Here is an 18,838-nt window from a genome sequence, read left to right on the forward strand (position 1 = left end):
AGCTGGTGATGAGGTATGGAGTCATTGTGATCGCGCAAAAAAAAGCAGCCCATTAGGCTGCTTTCGGATGAAGGGATTTATTAGAGGCTGCAGGTCTTGGCAAGCAGCGTCGCAGTGACTTCTTGTTTAGCGAATTCACGTGCCAGACGGTGGTTAGTCGCGGCCATGCGATCACGAGCCGCCTTTAGGCTGGCTTCATGAGAACCGTTACGGTTACGGGCCTCTTCGATCATACGCTCAAGAGTCATAGCTCCATCCTCTAAGAATTTTGTTCCACGGTGCATCAACGAATTCCAATGCGCGACCACTGCTTTCAATGGAAAAAAACGTAATACTGCCTCGCTAGCAAAAGCGGTGCGGATTATCGAGCTCGTTCACCAAGCTTCACAAGCAGTACCTGCCGTCAGCCGACAAGCGGCTTTACGACTATAGTTCAGACTTGGCGAAAGCCCCCAAGGTTCAATAAACAAGCAGCCTCAGAACTCGGCAAACGGCAGCCCCGTCACAGCTCCGCTTCTCAGGAACGCCATTAAGGCTCTTCTCCTGCTAGTCGTTACCATAGCGACTAAAACCTCCATCAGGGAGGTGGCCAAGCTGGGCGAAAAATCGTTGATAACCGAGTATGGCATATGGCAATCACCCACTTAAAGTGTATTTTGCCGTTATTTTCGCCCCGTTATAGGGCGCCGGAGCGACGTTTTTTGAGTCTTCCATGCTCCCAGTCAGCGTTTGCTCGTCTGAATGGAAAGGATAGCCGACTAAAGGCTCAGTTATGCGTCGGCCCCCATGGGCCCCACGATGGCGGATTCTTAACGATGTCGATTGAGGTGCTGAGCTCGTCCTGCATGTGTTCAAAAACTCTGTCGAGACTTGGATGAGCTTTCGACTCTCGCAGGGCATTCACTAACGCCAATAGCTCACGCCCTTGAGCCACCGGCATTTGGATGTCGCAATACACGGTGTCATCGCTGTCTCGTTCCACGTCTATTCTCCGTCTGCATCAATCCAGCTTGGGCTTACTTCTGGCAGTTCTGTGTGCCTCGAGGTGCTGCATCTCTGATTCCCAACAAGCCAGGAATTTATACCAGTCCGCAGCGTAAGGCCCATCTAACAATCTGGTCGACCCGATACTCGCCTGATTGAAGCGCTCCCTCCAGGGCTGGGGGATAGTCTGCTCCAAAATGATGTCGATTCCGGAGTTGTGATGCTGCAGCGTGACACAATCCCGAAGCTGGTTGAGATCAAGTGCCTTGTCAGCATTGGGGGAGTATTTCCGTTCTTGAAGGTCAAGGTCATCAAGGATGGATAAGGCATCGAACGCCTTCGAATCGCCTGGAGATATGTGCGCAAGTATCCACAAAGCCTTTCGTCTCTTGGCCTCCAGTTCGCGCAGTTCATCGTCGGGCATTTGAGTTACCTCTTGTTGGCGTTGATGGCGTGCCGCCTGCGGCGTCAGGCTGCCGTAAATCGAGCCCCGCCAAGGCGTGTCTCGACCCTGCGGGCTCGCATCCCTCACGCCTGCGCGCTCCGCTTGCTTGGTGTTTGCGTCTCTGTGAAACATAGATCGTAACGCACCCTCCCTCGTGACTCGCAGCGGAGCATCGCTATTCAGAGCGTTCTGTTATCGTTCTAAAAGTAATTTAGTCGCTCTTAGCCATCAGCCTTCTGGGGAGCCGAGAATGGACACGACTCGACGCGTACCAGGCAGAGCCTACCAAACGGTTCGCGATCCCGAGCGTCTGCTCATTGAAGAGCGCGCCGAAGCTCTATCTGCTGCAGGCTACCCGCTGCCAGATGATGATCCGGCTATGTACGCTGAGCAATTGTTGAAAGAGGCCAGAGCGACACGACGACTACCGTGTTCAGATATTTGTCTTTCGTCCTGTGGGTCACAAGGTACTGACAACTAGGAAGTTAAGAGCTACCGCCCCTCATTTTTATCATCAAGGAAGAAAATGAAATACTCATTGCTTGAAGGCGCTCGTGTAGAGGCCACTCCAAAAGCACGTGGTGTTTGCAGTTTTTGTGGTTCCCAGACTGTCGCTAAATGCGGGAACCATGTCGTCTGGCATTGGGCTCATAAACGTTTGGACAATTGCGATCCGTGGTGGGAAACGGAAACGGCATGGCATCGCGATTGGAAGAATATGTTCCCAACCGAGTGGCAGGAAGTTGTGTTGCAAGCGTCCTCAGGGGAGAGACATATAGCAGATGTCCGAACGCCTTCAGGGATGGTTATTGAGTTTCAGAGATCGACGATACATCCTGAAGAGGTAATCGCGAGGCAAAACTACTATCAAAATATGATCTGGGTGATCGATGGCACGCGGACTGAGTTCGACAGGTACAACTTCAGAATGGGTTTGTCGAAAGTGTCGGAGAATGGACTGGCTTCATTTAGCTGGCATTCCCGCAGCAAGCTTTTTGCTCGCTGGTGGGTTTCCAAACCCGTGTTCATCGACTTCGGCCCCGATTTCGGTATATGGCGCGTCTTAAGATTCGATCCGACTCAAAAACGTGGAGTGGTGGCTTACACTCACAAGGAAAAGCTGGTCGAATGGATCACCAACGGCACCACCGATTTTAGCTTCAATGGAGGCCCGGCCTCTGATAAATCCGGTACGGCGGGTCAATAAAAACCGACCAAGTGTCTAGCGGGCATCTCTGTCCTTCGGGCTTCTTGCTGTTCTAGCTTGCAAATCAAACACCTTGAGACTACTTAGGGACGGGACGCTCATAAGGTGCTCTCAGGGTATGCCTATACCCGCAAGACACTTGCTGACTCATCATCGAGCTATGCTGGGTCGACATCAAGGAGTCCATGTAGATGCCCAGTGAATACTCGCTATCAGATGTGCTGGAAAGGATGTACCAAAACCAGCTGGCCCTTGAGGCTGCGCTCATGGAGCTGACCCTCCAGGTGGAAGCCCAGGGACATGCGGAAGTCGGCGACAACGTCCGTGGTGCGCTTTACACAATTGGTGAGAACGCTGGTCATATCAAACAGGGGCTGGCCCGGCTCAAAACACTCCCATGAACCAGCCGCTTTTCGATTTTGATCTCAAACGCGTTTCCCGCACGCACTACATCACTGGCAAAGCTGCGATCAATTTTCCAGATCCAGGTAGTACAACGGGAGGATGGCATTTCCTGTCTTACTTCGACCGAAAATCCGGCGTGGCCAAGGTGTCCTTGGCAGGTATTCATTATCCAGATACGACCGATTTCTTTGGAGACGCTGGACTCATCGACGTAACCGACGAGCTTGCGATGAGAGGCTGGTCAGAAGACGGCAAAAGGCTGTTCATGGCGGATCACTACCGTGCCGCAGCAGACATGATTATTAAGTGGGCGGTAGGTGACGCCAAACGCTGCAACGTCGAAATCGCTGATTGGTTCCCTTCAACATGCGAAAGGCAGGGATTGTTGGTGATGTTGGATTTAGGGAAACCGGTGCTTTTACGTAGAGGAAGGTTGCAAAAAATGGAAGCTTGGCTTCGCTCGCAATGACCACCGCAAGTCTGCGTGTCTGTTCCTTCTTCCGAATGCCCTCTGAACAACTGCTTTTGTTGAGCACCGCTTCCCAAGCCTTGCAGCAAGGAGTAGCGTAGCGATTACTACATATCGAGTAGATATTCCTACATGAAAAATTGGCTCGCATTGATCCTTGGCTTACCCACCGCCAACGCCACCGAGCGCATGCGAGCCTGGCGTGCCTTGAAAGCTTCAGGTGCCGCTGTACTCCGTGACGGTGTTTACCTGCTCCCTGATACCAGCGCTTGCCGCGAAGCTCTGACTTCTGTCGAACGAGACATATTGGCCATCAATGGCACCGCCTACCTCCTGCCTGTAGTTGATCCCAACGGTGAGCGCTTTATCGAGTTTTTCGACCGCAAGGATGACTACACCAAACTTGGTGGAGAGATCGAAGGCTGCCGTGAGCAGTTGAATGCTGAAAATGCGCTGGCGACGACCAAACAAATCCGCAAGCTGCGCAAAGCCTACGATCAGATAGCGAGCATCGATTACTTCCCAGGTGAACCAAAGCACCAGATTGATGCGGCTCTACAGGAGTTAGAGACGGCAGTCAGTAGAGCCCTGTCGCCGGATGAGCCGCACAGCAGTAATCAACCGATATCGGTACTCAATCTCAGCGATTATCAGGGCCGTATCTGGGCAACGCGTAAACGTCCCTGGGTCGACCGGCTCGCCTGTGCCTGGTTGATCCGCCGCTTCATCGACCCGCAAGCTCAGATCGTCTGGCTGAACACTCCACAGGACTGCCCAGTCAACGCCTTGGGGTTTGATTTTGATGACGCAACCTTCAGCCATGTTGGTAACCGCGTCACCTTTGAAACCCTACAGGCCAGTTTTCAAATCCAGATACAAGGTCTAGGTCGCATTGCTGCCCTTGTGCATTACCTCGATGTTGGCGATATTCAGCCGGTGGAGGCTGCCGGGATTCAGCGGGTGCTTGCTGGGCTGCGAGAGACCATTTCCGACGACGACCAACTTCTGGCTGCCGCGAGCGCCATCTTCGACGGCCTGCTCGCCGGGTTTGTGAAAGAGGAGCAACCCAATGAGTAAAGTTATGGCACCAGAGGTTGAAGCGAATCCGTTGAGGCCTGAACAGATTAGTCTGCGTGAGGCGTTCTGGTTCTGGTTGAAGCTCGGTTTCATTAGCTTCGGCGGGCCTGCGGGCCAGATCTCGATCATGCATCAGGAGTTGGTGGAGCGGCGACGCTGGATTTCAGAACGCAGATTTCTACATGCCCTCAATTACTGCATGTTGTTGCCAGGGCCCGAGGCTCAGCAACTGGCGACTTACATTGGTTGGCTGATGCATCGAACGTGGGGAGGCGTGGTCGCCGGCGCGCTGTTTGTGCTGCCCTCACTATTCATCCTGATCGCGCTGTCGTGGATGTACATCGCGTTCGGCGAAGTACCCGTGGTAGCCGGACTTTTCTACGGCATCAAGCCCGCCGTGACGGCCATCGTGGTGCAGGCGGCGCATAGAATCGGCTCTCGGGCACTGAAGAATAATTGGCTGTGGGCGATAGCAGCGGCTTCATTTGCCGCCATCTTTGCATTCAATGTTCCGTTCCCGCTGATCGTCTTAGGGGCAGCGTTGATTGGCTATTTCGGGGGGCGAATGGCACCCGAAAAATTCAGAGCCGGTGGCCATAGCGCCGCCAAAAAATCCTTCGGCCCGGCCTTAATCGATGACGACACGCCGTCCCCCGAACATGCTCGGTTCAGCTGGTTGAAATTGGCCTCACTCGCACTGATTAGTGCCGTGCTATGGGCTTTGCCGATGGGTGTTTTGACCGCGCTCTTTGGGTGGGAAGGAACCCTGACCCAGATGAGCTGGTTCTTTACCAAAGCTGCATTGCTGACCTTCGGCGGGGCTTATGCCGTACTGCCGTATGTCTATCAAGGCGCAGTCGGTCACTATGGCTGGCTAACCCCGACACAGATGATCGACGGCCTTGCGCTGGGGGAAACCACGCCAGGGCCGCTGATCATGGTGGTGGCTTTCGTCGGCTTCGTCGGGGCCTATGTCTCGCAAGTGTTCGGGGCTGATCAGGTGTTTCTGGCCGGAGCTGTCGCAGCTGCCCTGGTGACCTGGTTCACCTTCTTACCTTCGTTCCTGTTCATCCTTGCGGGTGGCCCTCTGGTTGAGTCGACCCACAACGAACTCAAGTTCACTGCACCGCTTACCGCCATCACCGCCGCCGTAGTTGGGGTGATCCTCAATCTGGCGTGCTTCTTCGGGTATCACGTGCTTTGGCCGAAAGGCTTCAGCGGCAACCTCGACTGGCCTTCAGCAGTAATCGCCATCGCAGCGGCAATAGCATTGTTCCGCTTCAAGCGCGGCGTCATTCAGGTACTGATGGCCTGTGCGCTCGCTGGTCTAGCAGTACATCTGTTGCGCTAGCTATCACGAGCGGATTAAACAGCGTCCGTCAGACACCCAGGCCCCTTCAGATCTGAAGTGACCAGCTCACACCAAAGCCCAGCCTGACGCTGGGCTTTTGCCATTTAATGGCAGTGGTAGTCGTTGGTTTTATGGTTTCGATGGCAACCTTTTGAATCAGTACCGCCGCTGTGCGAGAAGGCAGCAACGGACGTAATCGAAAGTAAAGCGGCGATCAAAATGGCGGACAGCTTCATCAGGGTCTGCTCCTTGCTCATATTTTTATATCCGTGAGAGGTCTCACGCCCGGCAGCGTATGGCTAAGTGCCTTCACCGAGCAAGCGCATCCTGCTTGATTTCGCAAATATTCGATGAGCGACTGATCGGCTGCTTCTTGAGCTAATGCCGGCTCTAGTTTAGGATGACTTCATATCCCCCCCAGGGGGATACGAATCCTCGATAAGCGAACAACTCGTCGCTTTGTTAATTCGAGAAAAGCTCGGCAACCAACTGGGCGCGTGTGTCCTTATGTGAGATTTCTCATGCTGAAAATCTTAGCCAATCGAACCTACCGCCACCTCTTTCTCGCACAAGTGATTGCGCTTGTGGGGACTGGTCTTGCCACTGTCGCATTAGGACTACTGGCGTTCGACCTCGCAGGAGCCCAAGCCGGCGCCGTCCTAGGTACGGCGTTAGCAATCAAGATGACGGCATACATCGGCGTTGCACCGATTGCAGCGGCTTTTGCAGAACGTCTACCGCGTCGGGCAATGCTGGTTTCACTGGATCTTGTGCGAGCACTGGTCGCACTTGCACTGCCGTTTGTAACGGAAATCTGGCAAATCTACGTGCTGATTTTCGTCCTTCAGTCCGCTTCGGCAGCGTTCACTCCGACGTTCCAGGCGACCATTCCAGACATCCTGCCGGATGAGGATGACTACACCCGTGCCTTGTCACTATCGCGTCTGGCCTACGATCTCGAAAGTGTTGCCAGTCCGATGCTCGCCGCTGCACTGCTGACCGTGATCAGCTTTCATAATCTGTTCGCGGGTACGGTCATTGGTTTCCTTGCTTCTGCGGCTCTAGTCGCTACGGTGCTGCTACCCAAAGCGAAACAGGTACCACGACGCAGCATTTATGAACGAACCACCCGTGGTATGCGCATATTCCTAGCTACGCCCCGGTTACGGGGACTGTTGGCGCTCAATCTTACGGTAGCTGCCGCTAGCGCCATGGTGATCGTCAATACAGTAGTTCTGGTGCAGTCGCGCTTCGCTCTGCCTCAGAGTTCCACTGCTTTGGCCCTGGCAGCGTTTGGGGGAGGGTCGATGGTGTCAGCCTTGGTCTTGCCCAGGCTGCTGAAAAACATCAAAGACCGAACTGCCATGCTGTTCGGCGGAGGGATATTGGTCGCGGGTTTAGCGGTTGGCATTAACGTCACCACTTATAACTTGCTTCTACCACTATGGTTGGTGCTTGGGGTTGGCTACTCCCTTGCCCAGACTCCTAGCGGTCGCATCTTGCGTCGCTCAGCACATGCTGAGGATCGTCCAGCATTATTTGCTGCCCAGTTCGCCTTATCCCATGCCTGCTGGTTAATCACTTACCCTCTGGCGGGATGGTTGGGAGCACACTACGGCCTGGCCGCATCGTTCATTGCGCTAGCGGTCTTGGCAGCAGGCTCGCTTATCATGAGTAGCCTCATCTGGCGACCAGCTCATGATCGAGAAATCGTCGAGCACACTCATGATGAACTATCAGACAATCGTGCCCATGTTGACGACACCAACGCAGAAAGGCATGAACACCCGTATGTGATTGATGATCTACATCGTCGGTGGCCACGCTGATGGAGCGAAGAGTTCTCAAGCCTTCGAGTCCAGAGCAAAATTTAGTGATGCATCGACAAGAGCTGTCACATACAACTGGATGATGATCAGAAAATAGGTAAGCGAGAGGCTTTGGGGGATCATGAACCTCACCCGATTGAAACAGTTTTTTTTGATTTTCTTTTGTACCCGCTACATCGCTCGGCACTACCGGCGACTTGCATTGCTGGAAACGTTAGCCCTGGTAGGCGCGAAACGAAAAGTGCGTGCTATACCGGCAAAGTCGGTTGTCGTAGACACGGAGAAATGACACACGCTTATTCTTGAACGGAGGAACCTACACAATTTTGACCAAACGAAAGGACGCGCTTGTTGCGAGGCAGGCCTCCAATCATGTTGAGCACCACATACGAAACCGCTTCCCGCTGCATGCAAGCCTTCTAGCCTGGTGCTGGCTTAACTGGCCGTCATCAGCTTCGACGCAGCGGACATGGCAGTAAGCATTGGCATCAAGCGAATGGTGCTACTCTTTGTACGGTCTATTTGATGGTAGGGGAGGATCAAATTAGAGGGGAATGTGTTTAGGGGGGATCAGTAAGGCCGAGAACTCACGTCTCCATGCTCGAATTCAAACTAGCGCCAACCGGTATATGGCGAGCCGATAGAAACGCACTGTCGGCGTGCATATGAGCAGTCCGCTAACCCTCGGCCTACCACATGCCATGAAAGGATTTGCGATGGAGGCTGATAACGGCGAAATAGGCAGTGAAGCGTAGCCGAGGGGTCATGGTAAAAAATTGCGTTAACGCTTTTGGGGACAGTCGCCCTGCAGGATATATCGAATGGAGTGAAGCTTTCCTTGAGAGTCCTGATAACTCATATAGCTATCGACATTTCCACAATATTTTACTGGTGGGGAAACATGTATAGTCTTGGCAACGTCTAGCTTCATGCCATACACATAATCCTTAACTTCAGGAACTGGTTCGCCGACTTTGCTGGCATAATTCTCGAGCGCAACCTTGTTGGCGCGCTCAACCCTTTCAACGTCTGTCTTCGATTGCGTTTGCGCATTAATAAATTGCGACGCAAAAGCAAGCGCGATAAAAACTGAAATCTTAATAGTCTTCATGTCGTAACCCACACCCTTTAGTTTGAATTTGCCTTAAACCACAAGATTTGAATTAGAAAGCGCCCAAAGGGCGCTAGCTTTAACAGTGATCTAGACGGCTGAAAGATCAATCAGCCCCCAATCAAACTTGCACGCAAACATTCATAGCTAAAAATCTATAAAAATAGCGACGTGCAAATTAGATCAAGGCCAAGTTCACAATCAAATTTTGTTCCGTTTACGTCTAGCCCGCTTACAAAGAAACAAGAGGGTATTCTACAATTAGCCTAAACTCATCCAGGTCAGACTCAAATTGAGTCGCGCGTGTATTAGACTGGCGTATGCGGAATGACATATCTTTCATTTTTCCAGTTTGAACTACATATTTTGCTTCGATGTCGCGCTCCCACCTCTTTTGATTCACGAGCGGACTGCCCTCGGCATCACGGCGCATGTAGACACTATTCGCACTCGAGTAGTCAATATCACTACCTCGGCCATAACGCGTCATAAAGCTGAGTCCAGGAACCCCGTACGACTTCATGCTCAGATCATAACGCAGCATCCAAGATTTTTCCTTGGGGGCGTTGAAATCACTATATTGTATTGAGTTGTCCAAGAAAACAGAGTCGGATTGTCGTAAATAGTCGAAGTCGTTTTCGCCATTGTTTCGTTGGTGGGTTAAGGCGAGTGTGTGGCCACCAAACTGAACACCAAAACGCCCGCTCCAAATATTGGTATCAAATTCACCTAATAACTTCTTGCCTTCGTCAACTGCACGATAGTAATTAAAACCACCGATCAACGCGAGATTATCTGTGAGAGCGTAGCTGAGGTTCGTACCGAAATACGTTTGATTCCATACATCCTGAAGTTGGCCAGCATGCAACGCGAAACTTACGTTCTCATTTAGAACGTAGTCACCACCGAAATAGCTCATTCCTGGTGAGTTTACAGGGCCTGCGTAGAAGGTCGCAAAACCATCCCTCATATCGCTTGATACAGGCTGACTCATAGAATGGAGCCGGCCACCTTGCAATGTCAGGCCTTTGATGCTGTTATTGGAAAATATAGTACCTCTAAAAGACTCAGGAAGTAGACGCGAATCACCGTAATACACTACTGGGCTGGTAGGAAACACGTCGCCTACTTTGAGCTCCGTATCAAAGGCGCGAATCTTCGCGGCGCCTCCAATTTTAGTGTACTCATCACGGGCATCCCCGTTACTGTCAACTGGAAGAACATCAAACGAACTTCGCCCACCATTGCGTCCGCCACCAGTGTCCAATTTCAAGCCGATCATGGCGAAAGCATCTAGTCCGAAACCAATCGTCCCTTGGGTGTAACCAGAATTGAATTTCGCAATGAATGCTTGAGCAGTCGCCTCAGAATATCCCGCCCCCTGGTGCAGTTTCACCATTACGATTATCCCTGTTGAAATAGAATGTTCTGCTGGTAACGGTAAATTTACTACCTTCAACAAAACCTTCTGACTTCTCTGCACTATAGGCGACTGAGCTAAACCCAGCTATTGCCGCTAATACGCCTGTTGAGATCTTGGTTATCCTAGTCATGTCTGCTCCGAAGATTTGGCAGTTTCTTATGATGACGGCCTTTTTTATAATGGTGATTGCAATGACCGCCACTCATTCTGACCTACAAACATAACCTCAAGATGATTGAAGAATTACAAATTTGAAAGAATTCCGGCAGCTGATTGCGCTGCCGGAATGGTGGCTCAACTGTGATCGAGATCCCAGATCCAGTGGGCATCAATCAGGAGGGATAAGTTTGTCTTTAACGTCTCTACTTGTGCCTCTAGGGCCGTTGTGGCTGCCGAAACGGATTGGCGGCGGGCTAAAAGCAATGATTGAAGATCCGCCTCCCCCAACTCATACGCTCGTTGAGTCTGGCTCTTGTTCGTTTCCATCTCCTGAGCTCCGTCCTTGGCAAGCAGATAGCTTTCAAAGGCGCCTTCAGCCAACGCCAGATTTTGTGTAATCAAGGTCGTAAGTTGTCGCTTAACAAGCGCTGAATCGTGCCTAGTAGCGTCTTCCTGCGCCAACGCTTGAGCATAACGCGCACTACGTGACCGGCTAGGTATTGGCATACTCACGCTGACGCCATAGATACGCTCTCTGTTACCCTGCTCAGAGTTCGTAAATACGCCAAATGTGGGGTCGGGTATTTTATCCGCCCGGGCACGTCCGGACAAACCTTCAGCGCGCCTTGCAGTTGCGATGGTGCGCCTCAGCTCATCGCTTTGCTCAATAATTCTCGCCGTCCAGGACTCATCATTTCCAGTAACTTTTACGGGAGCCGGCAGAGCGACTCGCGCTCGCTCAACGCCAGGAAACTTGGTGGTAAGCGCAATCCAAGTCGTAGTTGCCTTCACCTTTGCATCATTACCCGAGCGTAATTGATCGGAGAGCTCTGCCTTAGCGATATTCACGTCAAGCGTAGATGCGTCCCCCGCTCTGTTGCGTTTCTGCACTGCTGCCAGGCTATCTTTAGCCGACTCTACTCCTCTCGCCGCAATATCTCGGGCCTCCTCAGCAGCTTGCCAATCAAGCCAAGCTAACATCAGTTCACGGGCGGCTTCATGCCTAGCTTCACCATAACTAGCCTCCGCAATTTCAAGGGTTGCGGTACTGATATCCGAGTCAGCACTAGACTTTCCAGGGAGCCGTATGGTGCGCTCTACTCCAGCCGTCCACTCGTTATAGTTAGGCCCCCCCTGGACACGACGCTGCTGAGAGGTACCGTTAACTATCCATTCGTAAGGAGATCTTTTAATAATCCCCGCCTCCTGTATAGCCGCATCCAGACTGGCCCGGGCTGACTCTACTCGTGGATCTGCATCCAATAGCTTTGTCGCAATGCTTGCTGGTAAAATTTGAGCAGGTGGCAATGGCATTTCAAAAGACTGAGGCTGAGCCGCTCCACTGGCACCCAGTAGTAATACTAGAAGTAATAACTTTTCCATCACACCAGAACTCCCGAACGGTAAATAGGGGTCGACCAATAGCGAATACCCGAGCTAGTGAAAAGCCTCTCAAATTCACTAATCCAGAGTTCGAAGCGTTCCTCGTCTACCACGACAACGATTTCCGTTTCTTTAGCGCTTCCCATAACCTGCTCCGCAGAGTTCAACATGGAGTTGGATAGTCCATGTACTGAAACCACCCTGCTCGTAAAGACTCCGATGCTAGGATCACAAAGAAAATAGTCAGAAACCTTCTCTTCAAGACTTAGCGGCAAAAGTAGAGTAATTCGCAAGTTAGGCATTGGAGCTCTCCTTTTTCGAATGAGCAAAACGCAAATACAGTATCGGTAAGAGGAGAAGTGTCAATGCCGTAACAGTGATCAAGCCGCCTATCACTACAATAGCCAAAGGGCGTTGAATTTCTGAGCCAGGGCCCGTTGCAAATAGAAGTGGAACCAGTCCAAAAGCAGTAATAGAAGCAGTCATGAGGACTGGTCTTAACCGGCGCCTTGAACCTTGGATGACTACGTCTTTAATAGCCATCCCTTCATGATAGAGCTGATTGAAATAGCTGACCAAGACGATCCCGTTGAGTACCGCGATACCTAACAGTGCGATGAAGCCGACTGAAGCTGGCACTGACAGATATTCGCCAGTAACCCAAAGGGCAACGATACCGCCTACAAGTGCAAAAGGAATATTGCTAAGAATAAGCAGAGCCTGTCTGACGGATCCAAATGTCGAAAACAGCAGCACGAAAATCAAGCCAAGTGCGACTGGAACCACAATAGATAATCTCGCAGCAGCGCGCTGTTGATTCTCGAACTGCCCACCCCAAGTAATTGTGTAACCTTTGGGTAATTCGATATTTTTGGCAACCGAAGCCTTGGCCTCCTCAACAAAACCTACCAGATCCCTGTTACTCACGTTCGCAATTACTACGCCATATCGGCTACCCATTTCACGGTCAATTTTAACGGGGCCGTCCGCACGAACTAACTTGGCGACATCGCGCAGAGGAACAGACATTCCTGAAGGTGTAGTGATAATCAAAGCATCGAACTCCGCCGGTGAGGTACGAACACTTTTATCAGCACGAATCAAGATCGGCGTACGCTGATTGCCCTCGATCACAATGCCAGCTTGCTTACCTTCAATCTGAACTCTAAGTATGTTTTGAATGGTTTCAACATCAAGTCCTAATCGACCTGCTTGCAATCGGTCAATTTCGACTCGCAAGTATTGGACACCGTCATTTTGAACCGTATAAACGTCCTGGCTACCGTTGATTGTCTTCAGTAATTCTTCAATTTGGGTTCCGAGCTTATTGAGTGTGCCAAGGTCTGGGCCATATACCTTCACGGCCAAGTCGCCCCGAACACCAATAATCATTTCAGATACACGCATTTCGATAGGCTGAGTAAAGCTGTATTCGATACCAGGTAAATTATCTAGAACTTTACGAATCTCATTCAGCAAATCTTCCTTAGAGCTCATGCGCCACTGGTCTTTTGGCTTGAGCAGCAAATAGGTGTCAGTCTGATTGAGACCCATAGGATCCAAACCAATCTCATCAGAGCCAGCGCGAGCTACAACTCCTTTTATCTCTGGTATAGCCGTCATCAACGCCATTTGAATCTTTTTATCCAGCTCGGCAGTTTGCTCGAGACTGATGGATGGCAATTTCTCTATACCCACGATCAAGTCCCCTTCATCCATTGTAGGCATAAAGGTTTTACCGACTTGTGTGTACACAATCCCAGCGGCTAAAAGCATAACTGCAGCACCAACAAACACTACTTTTTGCTTCTGCATGCCCCAACTCAAAATCGGGTTATAGAGCCCTAGAAGCTTTCTCGCCAACCAAGGATCTTCATGCTTTACCTCTTTTAAAAAATAAGATGAAAGCACAGGTATAACAGTTAAGGAAAGCAGCAACGACCCTGCCAGTGCAAAAGCAATCGTCAGCGCTACAGGGACGAAAAACTTGCCCTCAAGGCCTTGTAGGGTCATTAGAGGGAGGAAAACAGTAATGATGATCAAGATACCAGAAGTTACAGGAACAGCGACTTCTCGAACGGCTCGGAATATGAGATGAAGCCTTGGAACTTTTCCACGAGACTCATCGGTAGCCAGTCGCTGCACGATGTTTTCAACAACGACCACTGCCGCGTCGACCAGCATCCCGATTGCAATTGCTAACCCCCCCAAGCTCATAAGGTTGGCAGACATATTAAATAGTCGCATAAGGATGAAAGTAATCAGCGCCGCAAGTGGCAGCACGAGCGCAACGGTCAAAGCCGCACGAATGTTCCCCAAAAATAGTGCAAGTAGAATGATGACGAGTACGGTTGCTTCAAGTAAAGCTTTGAAAACAGCACCGACAGCTTTATCTACCAGAGACGAGCGGTCATAGAAACTCGTAATCGATATCCCTGCAGGTAAGGTAGGTGCTAACTCTGCCAATTTGTCCTGCACGCCTTTAACCACCTCACGCGCATTTGAACCAGCAAGGCCTAGTACCAATCCTTGCACTGCTTCATTGGTGCCATTCTGAGTTACTACGCCATAGCGTGTGAGCGTTCCGATCTGTACTCTCGCAATGTCGCTAACTCGAACCGGAGTTCCGGTCGTCGCACTCACCACTATATTTTTTAGATCGTCAAGCGAGTTAATGCTGCCCTCACTTCGCACCAATAATACTTCATCGCCTTCGGCCAAACGTCCTGCACCATCGTTCCGATTATTTATACTTAGAGCATTCGATAGTTGCTCCAGGGTTATTTTATTGGCTGCCATCTTCATAGGGTCAGGAAGCACCTCAAAAGTGCGCACCAAACCACCCAGGGAGTTGACATCGGCAACTCCAGGCACTGTCCGCAGCGCCGGCCTAATTACCCAGTCCAACAAGCTTCGGCGTTCTACCAGCGATAAAGAGTCTCCGTCGACCGTAAACATGAACATTTCCCCTAACGGGGTAGTGATAGGAGCCATGCCACCGGAAATACCCTCCGGTAAACTGTCCGACAGATTTCCGAGTCGCTCAGCAACCTGTTGGCGAGCCCAGAAAATGTCGATGCCATCCTGAAAATCGATGGTGACGTCTACCAGACCATATTTCGTCACTGATCGAAGTGTTTTGGTGTTCGGAATGCCAAGCATCTCAACTTCGACGGGTACTGCGATACGACTCTCTACCTCTTCCGGCGTCATGCCGGGGGCTTTCATAATAATTTTAACTTGAGTGCTTGCAACGTCTGGAAACGCATCAATCGGCAGGCCGCGATAGGCATACCAACCCGCAGCAGAAATCAAAACCGTAACCAAAATTATAAATAATCGTTGGGCCAGAGAAAATTGAATGAGCTTGTTCAAAATCATTCTGCTTCCCCTTCAGCAAGCCAGGCGCCTTTCAGCGCAATCACACCACTGATAGCTACTTGGTCTCGTGGTTGAAAGTCACCTTCAATTCGCACGTATTGGCCTGTACTGGCCATAACTTCGACAGGGCGGACTGAAAAGCCCTGCTCAGTTTTCACAAATACGACTGAGTCTGCCTTATTGCGAGCGATAGCGGACAATGGTAGATCCCAAGTATTTCCTGAAGATGCTACTGGAATATCGACTGAAATATACTCACCAGGCCTCAGCTTACCTTGAACGTTCTCTATTTCTGCTCGCATTATTACAAACTGATTGCCCGACGCTATAATGGGGCTGATGCTTTTAATTTTCCCTGATACATCTTTACCTACAACATTTACAATAGTACCTAAGCTTATATTTTGCGCAGCCGTTGAAGTGGCCTGTATATCTACCCACAGAACCTTGACTTGGGCGATATTCAATAAAGCTGTAGCAGCATCAACTCTCTGGCCGGGCTTCACCGAGATAGACGTGACAATACCGTCTTGAGCCGCCGCCAAAATAATTCCGTCCGAAGGCGAACCCGACTTTATAATTTTATCGGTGTCAGACTTCGAGAGACCTGCAAGTGAAAGTTCTGAGCGCACCTGTGATAGCGTTGCCTCAGCCTCACGTAAGGCTGCCTCCGCTTCTTGCGCCCTCCGTTGAGGAATAATGCCCTCTTCAAAGAGAGTATTTTCGCGGTTGTAGGCTTTTCTAGCGAGGCTTGCTCGAGATGAAGCCTGTAGCAATTCAAGCTGCAATTGGCTCATGGCGGGGCCTGTCAACCGCACCACCGGGTCACCTTTTGTTACAACCTGAAATTCCGAGACGAGAAGCTGCGAAACCATAGCCTGCATCGGTGACGTAACGATCTGTTCTGCGCCGGGAGGTACGACCACCTGAGCAGGGTAACGATTTTTTAGATCTCCAGAGTTACTAAGAACTGGTGCTGTCTGGATTCCCATCGTCTTCATCTGATCGGTGCTTATATTAAGCTGTTCAACCGCCCAGGCTTGACTTCCTAAAAAACAGGAAACCAAAAGCGTGATGTTCCGGCGAAGTTTGAAGCTAGTGGTTTTCGTCATCTTCTTTCCTAATAGCGAAGTTTGGCATGTTTAACCTAGAGGTATTTGGTGATTTGTTTGAACGCTTCCAACGGTGCGCGCTCGCCATTACCCAGTGCCGAAACGGTGTCCTCTAGACAGTGATCAATGTGATCCTGGATGAGCGTCCGCTTGGCTTGGCACACCGCTTTTTCTACAGCATGCAACTGCTGTGCGATGTCCACGCATTGGCGCCCCTCTTCGATCATGGTGATGATGCCTCGCAAATGACCGTCCGCCCGCTTGAGGCGCTTGATGATTGCCTCATGACTTTGGTGAGTGTGGGGATGGCTGTGTTCTTGTTCGTGTTCACTCATGACTTGAGGCTCAGGCTTCAATGAATTATGCTGGCATCCTATCCCCCCTAGGAGGATATAGTCAAACGTAAGAAAGCCCCATTCAACAGGTAGAAAACCGAACTCCATGTTCAGCAGGACACTGACAATAACGGTGGTAATCGCGCTTGCTCTCGCTATGTTGGTGGCTTGGGCCGGGCATACCTATTCGGTATCAGTGACGTCGACACAGCCAGCCTGGGAGATCACACAAGACGCCAATCATTCCCACGGCGAAGAGGCCTCATCCAGCTATTCAAGTCTTTCAGATCACTACCATTCGCCATTGACCCCTGATCATCAGCACGAGACGCCGCAACTCACTGCCGCGTTGATGCTGGCGACATCCCCTATGCTAGCCATCCGGGTCGATGCGCTTCGACACTCTGTTCCGCTGCCGCCGATATTTTTGATCGAGCGTCCACCCCGTCCTGCGTTCGCATCCTGACCATGGCCGCAATGCGGCCCACGATCACTGCAACGTAGGATTAATTCATGCATTCGTACTCAATGAGCGGTGTTGGCGCATTCTCTGCGCCCTCGCATCGCCCGCTATTACTGTTGTTTTTGTTTTTGGCGGCACTTTTCTTCGGCATGCCCGAAGCGATGGCGCATGCCGTCGCTGAAGGTGACAAGGGTTTCATCCAAGAAAGCACCGGAATCATGTTGTTGCCGTTCATCTATATGGGCGCCAAGCACATGATGACGGGCTACGATCACTTGCTGTTCCTGTTCGGAGTAATCTTCTTCCTCTACCGCCTGAAAGACGTGGGCCTCTACGTCACGCTGTTTGCGGTGGGACACTCGGTCACGCTGCTGCTTGGCGTACTTACAGAGGTCAGCATCAGCTCGTACATCATCGACGCCATCATTGGCTTCTCGGTGGTGTACAAGGCGCTCGACAACCTGGGCGCATTCCAGCGCTGGTTCGGTTTCCAACCCAACACCAAAGTGGCCACGCTGATCTTCGGCTTGCTCCACGGTTTTGGTCTGGCGACGAAGATCCAGGAGTACGAGATCTCGCCTGATGGCCTGATTCCGAACCTGATCGCCTTCAATGTTGGCGTTGAGATCGGTCAATTACTGGCCCTCAGCGCGATTCTCATCCTGATGGGGTACTGGCGTCGCACTGGTGGTTTTTGGCGCCACGCCTATACCGCCAACGTCGCCATGATGAGTGCCGGGTTTCTGCTAATGGGTTACCAAATCACCGGCCTGTTTCTCTCCGCGTAAGGAATTCTGACCATGTTTAATACTCCGCTTCCAACTGTTAATGAATTGCCAAGCACTCGCAAACTGGTGCGCTCGACTGTCATTGCACTGCTGACTGCTGTCGGTCTGCTGGTGACTGTTGTCATGCCTTCGGAATACGCCGTTGATCCAACAGGTGTGGGCCGAGCATTAGGGCTAACCCAGATGGGCGAACTGAAGATCATCCTGGCCCAAGAGGCTTTGGCGGATGCAACTCCGCCGCAAGCATCAGCTCCAGCTCCAGCTATGCAGGTCGCGCAAGTCCAGCCTGTTGCGAAACCTGTTGCTCAGCCGGCACCCACGCCAACTTCAGCTTTGAAGACGAATCAAATGAGCGTCACGCTCAAGCCAGGTGAAGGGACGGAAATAAAGCTCGAAGTCTTGAAGGGCAAGTCTGTTAGCTACGAATGGACTGCGGTTGGTGGGCCTGTGAACTTCGATACCCATGGCGAACCCTACAACGGCGAGAAGGGTTACTTCCACAGCTACAGCAAGGGCAAGCAGGTCAAAAGTGACAAGGGTGAATTTACGGCCATTTTTGACGGCACCCATGGTTGGTTTTGGCGTAATCGCAGCAACAACGACGTGACCATTGCACTTAAAACCAACGGCGATTACTTGAGCGTCAAACAGTAATTCAAAACAGCGATGGCTGTCCTGCTGCCGATAATTCAGCGCTCAGCCAGCACCAGACCATTTATTTCATCCAAATTTTGAAGAGTCCTTCCATGAAAATCCCAACCACCCTGTTTCGTTCGATGCTCCTGATCTGCTTCTTCGGCCTGATGACGGCATGCGGCGGTGGTGAGAAAGGAGAAACCTCCGAGTCCGCTGCACACGGACACTCACACGAGTGACACCCTGAATAGAACAAGGCCGCAGTTGCGGCCTTGTTTGT

At 51.3% G+C, this 18,838-nt stretch carries 19 protein-coding genes and 1 pseudogene; 9 read left to right on the forward strand and 11 right to left on the reverse strand.

Annotation, left to right across the window (positions count from 1 at the left end; all coding sequences use genetic code 11):
• Positions 1 to 80: 80 nt before the first annotated feature.
• The 3 genes from ACIGDJ_RS14825 to ACIGDJ_RS14835 form a co-directional block, all read right to left on the reverse strand.
• Positions 81 to 248, reverse strand: coding sequence for a hypothetical protein (locus ACIGDJ_RS14825; RefSeq protein WP_010203399.1), 168 nt, complete (start codon positions 246 to 248; stop codon positions 81 to 83).
• 518 nt (positions 249 to 766) lie between these two features.
• Complete coding sequence (locus ACIGDJ_RS14830; RefSeq protein WP_007246723.1) at positions 767 to 982, reverse strand: hypothetical protein; 216 nt, start codon at positions 980 to 982, stop codon at positions 767 to 769.
• Positions 983 to 1,000: 18 nt separating this feature from the next.
• Entirely contained in the window at positions 1,001 to 1,408 is a 408-nt protein-coding gene (locus ACIGDJ_RS14835; RefSeq protein WP_038448081.1) for a hypothetical protein, read from the reverse strand.
• Between the two features lie 547 nt (positions 1,409 to 1,955).
• Between ACIGDJ_RS14835 and ACIGDJ_RS14840 the strand changes: the two genes are divergently transcribed.
• From ACIGDJ_RS14840 to chrA, 5 genes are all read left to right on the forward strand, one after another.
• On the forward strand, positions 1,956 to 2,636 hold the full coding sequence (locus ACIGDJ_RS14840) for a competence protein CoiA (RefSeq protein ID WP_033898335.1): 681 nt from the start codon (positions 1,956 to 1,958) through the stop codon (positions 2,634 to 2,636).
• Positions 2,637 to 2,827: 191 nt separating this feature from the next.
• Positions 2,828 to 3,037 (forward strand): hypothetical protein, encoded by a 210-nt coding sequence (locus ACIGDJ_RS14845; RefSeq protein ID WP_033898334.1) that lies wholly within the window; start codon positions 2,828 to 2,830, stop codon positions 3,035 to 3,037.
• Positions 3,034 to 3,510, forward strand: coding sequence for a hypothetical protein (locus ACIGDJ_RS14850; RefSeq protein WP_032894812.1), 477 nt, complete (start codon positions 3,034 to 3,036; stop codon positions 3,508 to 3,510). Before ACIGDJ_RS14845 ends, ACIGDJ_RS14850 begins: the two co-directional genes overlap by 4 nt.
• A gap of 132 nt (positions 3,511 to 3,642) precedes the next feature.
• A complete protein-coding gene (locus tag ACIGDJ_RS14855; RefSeq protein WP_033898333.1) occupies positions 3,643 to 4,587 on the forward strand; it encodes a chromate resistance protein ChrB domain-containing protein in 945 nt (314 codons plus the stop codon).
• A complete protein-coding gene (chrA, locus tag ACIGDJ_RS14860; RefSeq protein ID WP_033898332.1) occupies positions 4,580 to 5,938 on the forward strand; it encodes a chromate efflux transporter in 1,359 nt (452 codons plus the stop codon). Before ACIGDJ_RS14855 ends, chrA begins: the two co-directional genes overlap by 8 nt.
• Positions 5,939 to 6,042: 104 nt before the next feature.
• Here the strand turns inward: chrA and ACIGDJ_RS14865 are convergent, their stop codons facing one another.
• Positions 6,043 to 6,195: a YHYH domain-containing protein gene (locus ACIGDJ_RS14865; RefSeq protein ID WP_223817870.1), complete on the reverse strand. Its 153-nt coding sequence runs from the start codon at positions 6,193 to 6,195 to the stop codon at positions 6,043 to 6,045.
• A gap of 264 nt (positions 6,196 to 6,459) precedes the next feature.
• Between ACIGDJ_RS14865 and ACIGDJ_RS14870 the strand changes: the two genes are divergently transcribed.
• Positions 6,460 to 7,767, forward strand: a complete 1,308-nt coding sequence (locus ACIGDJ_RS14870) for an MFS transporter (RefSeq protein ID WP_034139959.1) — start codon at positions 6,460 to 6,462, stop codon at positions 7,765 to 7,767.
• 781 nt (positions 7,768 to 8,548) lie between these two features.
• Here the strand turns inward: ACIGDJ_RS14870 and ACIGDJ_RS14875 are convergent.
• From ACIGDJ_RS14875 to ACIGDJ_RS14905, 7 genes and pseudogenes are all read right to left on the reverse strand, one after another.
• On the reverse strand, positions 8,549 to 8,878 hold the full coding sequence (locus ACIGDJ_RS14875; RefSeq protein WP_033902240.1) for a DUF2790 domain-containing protein: 330 nt from the start codon (positions 8,876 to 8,878) through the stop codon (positions 8,549 to 8,551).
• 232 nt (positions 8,879 to 9,110) lie between these two features.
• Positions 9,111 to 10,431, reverse strand: a pseudogene (locus ACIGDJ_RS14880) (OprD family porin).
• 164 nt (positions 10,432 to 10,595) lie between these two features.
• The gene (locus ACIGDJ_RS14885) at positions 10,596 to 11,843 is read right to left on the reverse strand and encodes a TolC family protein (RefSeq protein ID WP_033902317.1); all 1,248 of its coding nucleotides are present in this window, start codon (positions 11,841 to 11,843) and stop codon (positions 10,596 to 10,598) included.
• On the reverse strand, positions 11,843 to 12,145 hold the full coding sequence (locus ACIGDJ_RS14890; RefSeq protein WP_033902318.1) for a DUF3240 family protein: 303 nt from the start codon (positions 12,143 to 12,145) through the stop codon (positions 11,843 to 11,845). Before ACIGDJ_RS14890 ends, ACIGDJ_RS14885 begins: the two co-directional genes overlap by 1 nt.
• Entirely contained in the window at positions 12,138 to 15,224 is a 3,087-nt protein-coding gene (locus tag ACIGDJ_RS14895) for an efflux RND transporter permease subunit (RefSeq protein WP_186352427.1), read from the reverse strand. Before ACIGDJ_RS14895 ends, ACIGDJ_RS14890 begins: the two co-directional genes overlap by 8 nt.
• Complete coding sequence (locus ACIGDJ_RS14900) at positions 15,221 to 16,336, reverse strand: efflux RND transporter periplasmic adaptor subunit (RefSeq protein ID WP_051422214.1); 1,116 nt, start codon at positions 16,334 to 16,336, stop codon at positions 15,221 to 15,223. The genes ACIGDJ_RS14895 and ACIGDJ_RS14900 overlap by 4 nt, the downstream gene beginning before the upstream one ends.
• 35 nt (positions 16,337 to 16,371) lie before the next feature.
• Entirely contained in the window at positions 16,372 to 16,671 is a 300-nt protein-coding gene (locus ACIGDJ_RS14905; RefSeq protein WP_033902319.1) for a metal-sensing transcriptional repressor, read from the reverse strand.
• A 513-nt stretch (positions 16,672 to 17,184) separates the two neighbouring features.
• On the opposite strand from ACIGDJ_RS14905, the gene ACIGDJ_RS14910 reads away from it, so the two are divergent.
• The 3 genes from ACIGDJ_RS14910 to ACIGDJ_RS14920 all read left to right on the forward strand — a co-directional run bounded on the left by ACIGDJ_RS14910 (position 17,185) and on the right by ACIGDJ_RS14920 (position 18,797).
• Complete coding sequence (locus tag ACIGDJ_RS14910) at positions 17,185 to 17,922, forward strand: HupE/UreJ family protein (protein ID WP_033902320.1); 738 nt, start codon at positions 17,185 to 17,187, stop codon at positions 17,920 to 17,922.
• 12 nt (positions 17,923 to 17,934) lie between these two features.
• Positions 17,935 to 18,576: a hypothetical protein gene (locus tag ACIGDJ_RS14915; protein WP_034139980.1), complete on the forward strand. Its 642-nt coding sequence runs from the start codon at positions 17,935 to 17,937 to the stop codon at positions 18,574 to 18,576.
• Positions 18,577 to 18,668: 92 nt separating this feature from the next.
• Complete coding sequence (locus tag ACIGDJ_RS14920; RefSeq protein ID WP_256675350.1) at positions 18,669 to 18,797, forward strand: hypothetical protein; 129 nt, start codon at positions 18,669 to 18,671, stop codon at positions 18,795 to 18,797.
• Positions 18,798 to 18,838: the final 41 nt, after the last annotated feature.

This window comes from Pseudomonas sp. NPDC079367, assembly GCF_044542195.1.
In the GTDB taxonomy this organism is placed as follows: domain Bacteria; phylum Pseudomonadota; class Gammaproteobacteria; order Pseudomonadales; family Pseudomonadaceae; genus Aquipseudomonas.

Bases quoted from the DNA above. Each gene is read 5' to 3' on its own strand.
- ACIGDJ_RS14825 (WP_010203399.1), bottom strand. From the start codon at position 248: ATGACTCTTGAGCGTATGATCGAAGAGGCCCGTAACCGTAACGGTTCT.
- ACIGDJ_RS14835 (WP_038448081.1), bottom strand. From the start codon at position 1,408: ATGCCCGACGATGAACTGCGCGAACTGGAGGCCAAGAGACGAAAGGCT.
- ACIGDJ_RS14840 (WP_033898335.1), top strand. From the start codon at position 1,956: ATGAAATACTCATTGCTTGAAGGCGCTCGTGTAGAGGCCACTCCAAAA.
- ACIGDJ_RS14845 (WP_033898334.1), top strand. From the start codon at position 2,828: ATGCCCAGTGAATACTCGCTATCAGATGTGCTGGAAAGGATGTACCAA.
- ACIGDJ_RS14850 (WP_032894812.1), top strand. From the start codon at position 3,034: ATGAACCAGCCGCTTTTCGATTTTGATCTCAAACGCGTTTCCCGCACG.
- ACIGDJ_RS14855 (WP_033898333.1), top strand. From the start codon at position 3,643: ATGAAAAATTGGCTCGCATTGATCCTTGGCTTACCCACCGCCAACGCC.
- chrA (WP_033898332.1), top strand. From the start codon at position 4,580: ATGAGTAAAGTTATGGCACCAGAGGTTGAAGCGAATCCGTTGAGGCCT.
- ACIGDJ_RS14865 (WP_223817870.1), bottom strand. From the start codon at position 6,195: ATGAGCAAGGAGCAGACCCTGATGAAGCTGTCCGCCATTTTGATCGCC.
- ACIGDJ_RS14870 (WP_034139959.1), top strand. From the start codon at position 6,460: ATGCTGAAAATCTTAGCCAATCGAACCTACCGCCACCTCTTTCTCGCA.
- ACIGDJ_RS14875 (WP_033902240.1), bottom strand. From the start codon at position 8,878: ATGAAGACTATTAAGATTTCAGTTTTTATCGCGCTTGCTTTTGCGTCG.
- ACIGDJ_RS14885 (WP_033902317.1), bottom strand. From the start codon at position 11,843: ATGGAAAAGTTATTACTTCTAGTATTACTACTGGGTGCCAGTGGAGCG.
- ACIGDJ_RS14890 (WP_033902318.1), bottom strand. From the start codon at position 12,145: ATGCCTAACTTGCGAATTACTCTACTTTTGCCGCTAAGTCTTGAAGAG.
- ACIGDJ_RS14895 (WP_186352427.1), bottom strand. From the start codon at position 15,224: ATGATTTTGAACAAGCTCATTCAATTTTCTCTGGCCCAACGATTATTT.
- ACIGDJ_RS14900 (WP_051422214.1), bottom strand. From the start codon at position 16,336: ATGACGAAAACCACTAGCTTCAAACTTCGCCGGAACATCACGCTTTTG.
- ACIGDJ_RS14905 (WP_033902319.1), bottom strand. From the start codon at position 16,671: ATGAGTGAACACGAACAAGAACACAGCCATCCCCACACTCACCAAAGT.
- ACIGDJ_RS14910 (WP_033902320.1), top strand. From the start codon at position 17,185: ATGCATTCGTACTCAATGAGCGGTGTTGGCGCATTCTCTGCGCCCTCG.
- ACIGDJ_RS14915 (WP_034139980.1), top strand. From the start codon at position 17,935: ATGTTTAATACTCCGCTTCCAACTGTTAATGAATTGCCAAGCACTCGC.
- ACIGDJ_RS14920 (WP_256675350.1), top strand. From the start codon at position 18,669: ATGAAAATCCCAACCACCCTGTTTCGTTCGATGCTCCTGATCTGCTTC.